At 45.4% G+C, this 7,497-nt stretch carries 8 protein-coding genes and 1 pseudogene; 6 read left to right on the top strand and 3 right to left on the bottom strand.

Annotated features, from left to right (window positions below; translation table 11 throughout):
* The 5 genes from IM500_RS15405 to IM500_RS15385 form a co-directional block, all read left to right on the top strand.
* The coding region (locus IM500_RS15405; RefSeq protein ID WP_287738877.1) for an RNA-guided endonuclease InsQ/TnpB family protein at nucleotides 1-545 on the top strand (545 nt) is incomplete at its 5' end.
* An 18-nt stretch (nucleotides 546-563) separates the two neighbouring features.
* Nucleotides 564-1,205 (top strand): ATP-dependent Clp endopeptidase proteolytic subunit ClpP, encoded by a 642-nt coding sequence (clpP, locus tag IM500_RS15400; protein WP_223210720.1) that lies wholly within the window; start codon nucleotides 564-566, stop codon nucleotides 1,203-1,205.
* Nucleotides 1,206-1,416: 211 nt separating this feature from the next.
* Nucleotides 1,417-1,878 carry a hypothetical protein gene (locus IM500_RS15395; protein WP_004163378.1) on the top strand — a complete coding sequence of 154 codons (462 nt, stop codon included), beginning with the start codon at nucleotides 1,417-1,419 and terminating at the stop codon, nucleotides 1,876-1,878.
* 45 nt (nucleotides 1,879-1,923) lie between these two features.
* Nucleotides 1,924-3,048: a tRNA guanosine(34) transglycosylase Tgt gene (gene tgt, locus IM500_RS15390; protein WP_190721659.1), complete on the top strand. Its 1,125-nt coding sequence runs from the start codon at nucleotides 1,924-1,926 to the stop codon at nucleotides 3,046-3,048.
* Nucleotides 3,049-3,098: 50 nt separating this feature from the next.
* Nucleotides 3,099-3,236: a photosystem II reaction center protein K gene (locus IM500_RS15385; protein ID WP_008206475.1), complete on the top strand. Its 138-nt coding sequence runs from the start codon at nucleotides 3,099-3,101 to the stop codon at nucleotides 3,234-3,236.
* A 111-nt stretch (nucleotides 3,237-3,347) separates the two neighbouring features.
* Here IM500_RS15385 and hetL read toward each other — a convergent pair.
* The 3 genes and pseudogenes from hetL to IM500_RS15370 all read right to left on the bottom strand — a co-directional run bounded on the left by hetL (nucleotide 3,348) and on the right by IM500_RS15370 (nucleotide 5,633).
* Nucleotides 3,348-4,008: pseudogene (gene hetL / locus IM500_RS15380) on the bottom strand (heterocyst differentiation pentapeptide repeat protein HetL).
* 54 nt (nucleotides 4,009-4,062) lie between these two features.
* On the bottom strand, nucleotides 4,063-4,425 hold the full coding sequence (locus IM500_RS15375) for an ArsR/SmtB family transcription factor (RefSeq protein ID WP_016514338.1): 363 nt from the start codon (nucleotides 4,423-4,425) through the stop codon (nucleotides 4,063-4,065).
* Between the two features lie 197 nt (nucleotides 4,426-4,622).
* Nucleotides 4,623-5,633 (bottom strand): DUF6398 domain-containing protein, encoded by a 1,011-nt coding sequence (locus IM500_RS15370; protein ID WP_190721660.1) that lies wholly within the window; start codon nucleotides 5,631-5,633, stop codon nucleotides 4,623-4,625.
* Nucleotides 5,634-5,768: 135 nt separating this feature from the next.
* Here IM500_RS15370 and gatA point away from each other — a divergent pair, with 135 nt between their 5' ends.
* On the top strand, nucleotides 5,769-7,220 hold the full coding sequence (gatA, locus tag IM500_RS15365) for an Asp-tRNA(Asn)/Glu-tRNA(Gln) amidotransferase subunit GatA (RefSeq protein ID WP_159293812.1): 1,452 nt from the start codon (nucleotides 5,769-5,771) through the stop codon (nucleotides 7,218-7,220).
* The last annotated feature ends 277 nt before the right edge of the window (nucleotides 7,221-7,497 follow it).

The following is a 7,497-nucleotide window of genomic DNA, read 5'->3' as shown; positions in this document are numbered from 1 at the left end:
GGCTTCATCTTAAAGTATCAAGACAACGTAAAGACAAAGCAATTAAAGACGCTTTGGCGTTAGTCCAGTCTAATGATCTGGTAGTCTATGAAGCTTTAAAGGTAAGAAACTTAGTCAAAAACCGTAAGCTGTCTAAGTCGATTTCTGATGCTTCTTGGTATCAATTCACCGAATGGTTGAATTATTTTGCTAAGATTTATCGGATTGTTTGTGTTGCTGTTCCTCCCCATTTCACGACTCAAGATTGTTCAGTTTGTGGTACTAGAGTTCAAAAAACATTAAGCACTAGAACTCATCAATGTCCTAACTGTAAAACAATCTTAGATAGGGATCATAATGCAGCAATAAATATTCTTAAAAAAGGGTTGCAATATTTGGGAAATCATCTCAACGGTACTGTTGGGCAAACAGAAACCGACCCAAACGCCTTGGGAGAGTCCGGTCTCTGGATTTTCAGTGGAGACATTGAGAATCTAAGCTGTCTCGTTGAACAAGGAATTTCCGATAGTGATAGGTCAAGAATCCCCCGTCACAGCGTAGCTTGACGGTGGGAGTATGTCAAAATCAAAAAACTAACCGCAGCAGCAAGACAAGAAAGCGCAATGATTCCTACCGTTATTGAAACCACAGGCCGGGGCGAACGCGCCTTCGATATCTACTCCCGACTACTCCGGGAAAGAATCGTCTTTTTGGGACAAGAAGTAACCAGCGACCTAGCTAACCTAATCGTCGCCCAATTACTCTTTCTAGAAGCAGAAGACCCCGAAAAAGATATTTACTTGTATATCAACTCCCCCGGGGGTTCCGTTTCGGCCGGATTAGGGATTTTTGACACCATGAATCAAATCCGTCCCGATGTCAGCACCATTTGTATTGGTTTAGCTGCCAGTATGGGGGCTTTTCTCCTCAGTGCCGGCAAACCGGGCAAAAGAATGAGCCTACCCAACTCGCGGATCATGATTCACCAACCCCTCGGCGGCGCCCAAGGTCAGGCCACCGATATCGAAATTCAGGCCAAAGAAATTCTCTATCTCAAACAATTACTCAATGAACACCTAGCTAGTCATACGGGTAAACCTCTCGACCTCATCGCCGAGGATACGGAAAGGGATTTCTTTATGTCCGCCGAAGAGGCTCTAGACTATGGTTTAATCGATCAGGTGATCGATCGCAGTCCTTCCGCTTCTAACCCTCCCAGTAAATAGTTATGATTGGGTAGGCTCTGTCTACCCAGATTTTTGTAAATATTTAGTAGGCGGAAATTAATCATCGATCGTCGTTATTAATATTAAATAACAATGAAAAGTTCTAGCGGATTGGGTTAAGATCGAGACGTAACCCGAAGAAAATTGCAACAGGAATCGGTAGAAACCCCCCGGTGGGTTATAAAAGGAAATTTTTTTACTGGCAATCCCTATGAACTATCATCCACCCTCACAGCCCCTGCCCGCCCCCTGTATTATTGATTCTGGCGTGGTCATCGCTAAAGAAGATATGCGTCGTCTCCTCGATGATCTCGGACGAGTTCGCTACATCCATAGTCTCGAAGGAGTGATTCAGAGTGAAGGGGAGGGATGGATAGTGGAAGTTTTCGCCGATTATCAGCAAAGCACCCTAGTTGCTAACTACAGTCTTTATCTCAATACCTATAGCTTCGATTGTCTGCGTTTAACCCGCTCTCCCGACGGTGAAACCTATTTTGATCTGATCCAAGACAATCGGCAATTACGGCTAATTCCCCTGAGTAATCCACTCCAAGACCCCGATATGAAAGCCCGTCTCAATGCCGATACCCTCGAAGCCATGGTTACTCAGGTACTTTCTGCTAAGTGGGATGTGCAGTTTGAAGACGAAGACGACAACGATTGCCCCTTTTAGGCAGCGAGCAAAAATACTGATAACTGATAACTGATAACTGAAACAGTGGGATTTTCCTTTGAATTAATCGCCCGGTGTCCCCAAACTGGTGCGCGGGTTGGGGTTTGGCATAGTCCCCACGGACCGGTAGAAACACCCCGTTTTATGCCCGTGGGAACTTTGGCCACGGTGAAAGGTTTGACCCCCGCTCAAATCGCCAGCACGGGGGCGCAAATGATTCTCGCTAATACCTATCACCTGCATCTGCAGCCTGGAGAAAGTATTATCGAGAAAGCGGGAGGTTTACACGATTTTATGGCGTGGAATCAGCCAATATTAACAGATTCGGGTGGATTTCAGGTATTTAGCCTCAGTCAACTCCGGCAAATTAAAGAATCGGGAGTCACCTTTCGATCGCCTCGGGACGGTAGAATAATCGAAATCACGCCAGAAAAATCGATTCAGATTCAAAATGCCCTCGGTGCTGATGTGATTATGGCCTTCGATGAATGTCCCCCCACGGGAGTCAGTCATGAGACCATGAAAGCATCCATCGAACGCACCTATCGCTGGTTAGAGCGCTGTCTGACGGCCCATCAACGACCCCAAGAACAGGCTTTATTCGCCATAGTGCAGGGGGGAATTTATGAGGATTTACGGGCAGCGGCGGCGGAATCTTTAGTAAAACTCGATTTACCCGGTTATGCTATCGGTGGCGTGAGTGTGGGGGAAGAAACGAGCCTAATTCATCGCATTGTCCAGATAACTGCCCCTTTACTCCCCGAAAATAAACCCCGTTACCTGATGGGAGTGGGAACCTATCGAGAAATGGCCAAGGCGATCGCTAGTGGCATAGATCTGTTTGATTGCGTCATTCCCACCCGTTTTGGTCGCCATGGCACGGCTTTAGTGCGGGGAGAGCGTTGGAACCTCAAAAATGCCCGTTTTAAGGAAGATTTCGCCCCTTTAGACGAGACTTGTCCCTGCTACACCTGTCAACACTTTAGCCGTGCCTATCTGAATCATTTAATTAAATCGGGGGAAATGTTGGGTTATATTCTCTTATCTCTGCACAATATCGCCGAATTAATCAGATTTACCCGTGAAATTCGTCAATCTATCCTAGGGGGGACTTTTGCCCAAGATTTTGCCCCTTGGCTTGAGGATGCCTTAGATGTTACCCCAACGTGATAAAATTTCAGGAAACGTTTGAAAATTTTCTTGTCAAGGTAGATAGAGAGATGGAAACTGCACTTTTGTTGGCCAAATTGCCGGAAGCATACCAAATTTTCGACCCCTTAGTCGATGTCTTGCCCCTGATTCCCCTATTTTTCCTCTTGCTGGCCTTTGTTTGGCAAGCATCCGTCGGTTTTAAATAAATCGACCCTCAATTATCAGTTATCAGTGAGCAGTTATCAGTTATCGGATTTGAGTTTTAAGTGAAATGACATCTTTTCACTGATCACTGTTGACTGAAAAAGCTTCCCAGATTAAAACAAAGTCCAGGTTAAATCAGCATCAGTCAAGTCCACATCTTCTAAAATTGCCCCGCGCAAATCGGCATAACTGAGATGCGCACCCCGGAAACTGGCCCAGGTGAGATCGGTAATAAATCCGTCTCTTTCGGGACTAGCACGAAAATTAACCAGGCAAAGTCGGCAATCAGCGAAATTAGCTCGATATAACAGGGAGCCGCTCAGATTGGCATAGTTGAGATCGGCTCCGCAAAAGTTAGTTTTGCCTAAGTCCGTGCGTTGGTCGGAAGTGGAGCGAAAATCCGCATCGATTAATACGGCCTGCTGGAGATTAGCACTGTTGAGATTAACACCGTTTAAGACGGCTTTGGTTAAATAAGCGGCTTCTAAATTGGCTTCGATGAGATTAGCTCCGCTTAAGTCCGCATCGCGTAAACAAGCTCGATAAAAGTCCACTTGACTTAAATCTGCTCCCCAAAGAATCGCCTCACTTAAATCCGCTTCTCTCAGCAGCGATCGCGAAAGGCGTATCTTTCCTAACCGCGCCTGTCGCAGATCGGCACGGCAAAAATTGACTCCTGGGAGGGCAATATTAGTTAAGTCGCTTTCCCGCAATAATCCCCCGAAAATCTCTTTCTCCCTCCCGATAGCGTTGACAAAGTTCTTCTAGGAGCATGGAAATTTTTTTCTGTATCATAATTGAGGCAAAATGTCAAGGATTTGGTAATTTTTATTTAGGGAGATGGAAAGCCGGCAGACTCTCGAATTCTCGGGCCCGTTGACGCATTTGCTGACTAATACGATCGCAAACCACCTTACAGAGATCATAGATCACGGGGTCGGTAATTTGATAGTAAACGCTGACTCCTTGGGGTTGCCGCGAGATAATTCCCGCTTGGGTTAAAGCTTTCAGGTGTTTGGAGAGATTGGCCTGACCTAGTCCGGTAGCTTCGGCGATTTCTTTACCATTCATCGCACCTAATTGCAAGCAACTGAGAATCTGTAGGCGACTGACTTCCGACAGGACTTTGAAATAGTCCGCCACCGAAGCGAGGACGACGCTAGAGGTTTGGGGGGAGAAACTGTCCAACATAGGTAGGTAATAAAGTGACCAGTTAAAAAGGCTGACAATAGGTTATCGTTTAAAACTTTATAACTATTGACTACTATAGTTTAACTGGAGAGGTAACTAGAGTCTAGTCGGCAAGCTCGATCAAGATTGGGTCATTCAGGAATCTATTGCTGCAAGAGTGCCGCCTAACTCCACCAACAGACTTTTTGCCGCAAACCCTAATTATCACCGAGCATGGTACTGATTAACTGCCGGACCGTAGTGCTAGGATGGTTCTCTAAATTGCTTGGTAAAGCCCATTCTGAGTCAAGATAGGACATCTTCAGTAAATCTCTCACTTGTTTTGATTTAGCTTGTCCTGTACTTTGAGCAACCCCAAAAGCTTTATAAAGTTCTGTGGCCGAAATGTGGGGATTTTGGCTAGGATCGAAGAGAAAATTGACCATTCCTAGGGCGTGAGTAATGCCGGCAGCCCAGGAATTAACCTTACCTTTTTCTAGGGGAGAGGGACGCTTACGAGCTAAAGTTGCGGTTAATTGGCGAATAAGTTGGGCGTATTCTTCATTAAGATATTTAGCGGCAAATTCATCGGTAATATCGATAATTTCTTGATATTTGGCCTGCATTGCCTTGGGAACATTTTCCGATTTAGAAACAGCTGGGGGCGTTTTTTTCAATATTGCTGCCGCTTGCTGTTTGGCGCGTTGTTCAGCATTATATTTTTCTTGAAAAGCTTTTAAACCCTCCTGACTGGTGATATCAAAACCCTGCTGATGCGCTTGTAACAAGAGATTTTTCATAAAACCGCCACTGTTGGGATCGTTCATCAGTTGACTAAAGCGATCGCCTAATTGCTCTAAATATTTAATAATAGCTTTAGCCTGAGTTAATTTATATTCTCGTCCCAAAAATTGCCAAAAACTAATTAATTCAGGGATAGCATCTTCCGTTTCCGTCGGATCGAGGATAGTAATTTTGCGTGGTAAAATCTTCTCCATTAAGATTTGCACATCAGCCTTAGTCATGGTAGCAAGGGTATAACCTTGATAGAGATAGCCCAACTCAATCAAGGTAGCAATCCAACCACCACCTTCTTCTTTTTCTTGATAATAGGCCTCTCCCTCGGGCGAATTGATATATTCTTCGATCGCTCCAGTAATATAATCTTCTAATAAGGGTTCGGCTTCATCGTAGTCTAAATTATCTAATTGTCGGATATTAAAAGTCATAACTCTAGTTTTCCTCCCAGGCTTTCCCTTAATTTTAGGAGATTAGCTGACCGACAGCCAAACTGACGCTAAAATAGTCTTTGCTGTCTGGGGTTGTTGCTTGCTCCTGACGGTGGTTGTAACCGGTAACTGAACATGACTTCGATTCGTCAACTGCATCAACAACTCGTCAATAAAGAAAAAACAGCCGTCGAAATCGCCACAGAATTTCTTGCTCGTATTCAAGCGATCGAACCACAAGTAAAAAGCTTTCTCCATTTAACCCCGGATTTAGCCCTCGCACAAGCCCAAAAAGTGGACGATAAAATCGCCAGGGGTGAGTCTCTGCATCTGTTAGCAGGTATTCCCATCGCATTAAAAGATAATCTCTGCACCAAGGGTATCCCCACCACCTGCGCTTCTCGGATTTTAGAGAATTTTGTCCCCCCCTACGAGTCCACCGTTACCCAAAAATTACGGGATTTAGGAGCAGTTATCGTCGGTAAAACCAATTTAGACGAGTTTGCTATGGGTAGTTCCACCGAAAACTCCGGTTATCACGTTACTGCTAATCCCTGGGACTTATCCCGGGTGCCTGGTGGCTCTTCGGGGGGGTCGGCTGCGGCTGTGGCCGCTCAAGAATGCGTGGTCGCCCTAGGATCGGATACGGGGGGATCAATTCGTCAACCGGCTTCATTTTGTGGCGTTGTCGGGCTAAAACCGACCTATGGCTTGGTTTCTCGCTTTGGTTTGGTGGCTTACGCTTCTTCTCTCGATCAGATCGGTCCCTTTGGTCGTACCGTAGAAGATGCGGCGATTTTATTACAAGCGATCGCGGGTTACGATCCCCAAGATTCTACCAGTCTCAATCTGCCGATTCCCGACTATAGCCAATTCCTGAAAACCAGTTTAAAAGGGTTAAAAATTGGCGTAATTAAGGAAACTTTCGGGGAAGGTTTGGATCAGGTGGTTGCCGATGCAGTTAATCAAGCTTTAGCGCAGTTAAAGGCCCTTGGTGCTACGATTAAAGAGATTTCCTGTCCCCGTTTCCGTTACGGATTGCCCACCTACTACATTATCGCCCCCTCGGAGGCATCGGCGAATTTAGCCCGTTACGATGGGGTTAAATACGGTATTCGGGAAGATGCCGATAGTTTGATTGATATGTACACCAAGACTCGCGCTCAGGGTTTTGGTGCGGAAGTCAAGCGCCGGATTATGTTGGGAACCTATACCCTCTCGGCGGGTTATTATGATGCTTATTACCTGAAAGCACAAAAAGTCAGGACTTTGATCAAAGAGGATTTCGATCGAGCTTTTCAATCGGTAGATGTGTTAGTTTCTCCCACTTCACCGACCACAGCTTTTAAAGCTGGGGAAAAAACGGCGGACCCTCTGAGTATGTATTTATCGGATTTAATGACTATTCCCGTCAATTTAGCCGGTTTACCTGGGTTAAGTCTTCCCTGCGGTTTTGATGGGCAAGGTTTGCCGATTGGTTTACAATTAGTCGGTAATGTGCTGCGCGAAGATCAATTATTTCACGTCGCCCACGCCTACGAACAGGCCACCGATTGGCACAAACGTCAACCATCTTTTACAAATTGATACAATTGCCGATGGCTATCTTTTGCCGGTAGCCATCAAGTAAAAATCGGCAACCCTGAAAATCTCTCAAGCTTTCTTTTAATTGGGGACAAGTTACCGAAAAAGCTTTTACTTTGTCATCCCAATTGCTCAAAAACAGGAGCTTCCGGAAGAACACAATAACTGGACTTCCCCCATACAGAAATACTAAAAAATTAACAAAACCCTTACTGCAGGTCGCTTCTCAGAAAAAATTGAAAAGACGCTACTGGGTACATTTTCCCTTTGAAAATGGCTG

The organism is Microcystis sp. M179S2 (genome assembly GCF_020245805.1).
Taxonomy (GTDB): Bacteria; Cyanobacteriota; Cyanobacteriia; order Cyanobacteriales; family Microcystaceae; genus Microcystis; species Microcystis aeruginosa.
Note: the sequence above shows the minus strand (reverse complement) of the source record. Positions and strands in the feature narration are given on the sequence as shown.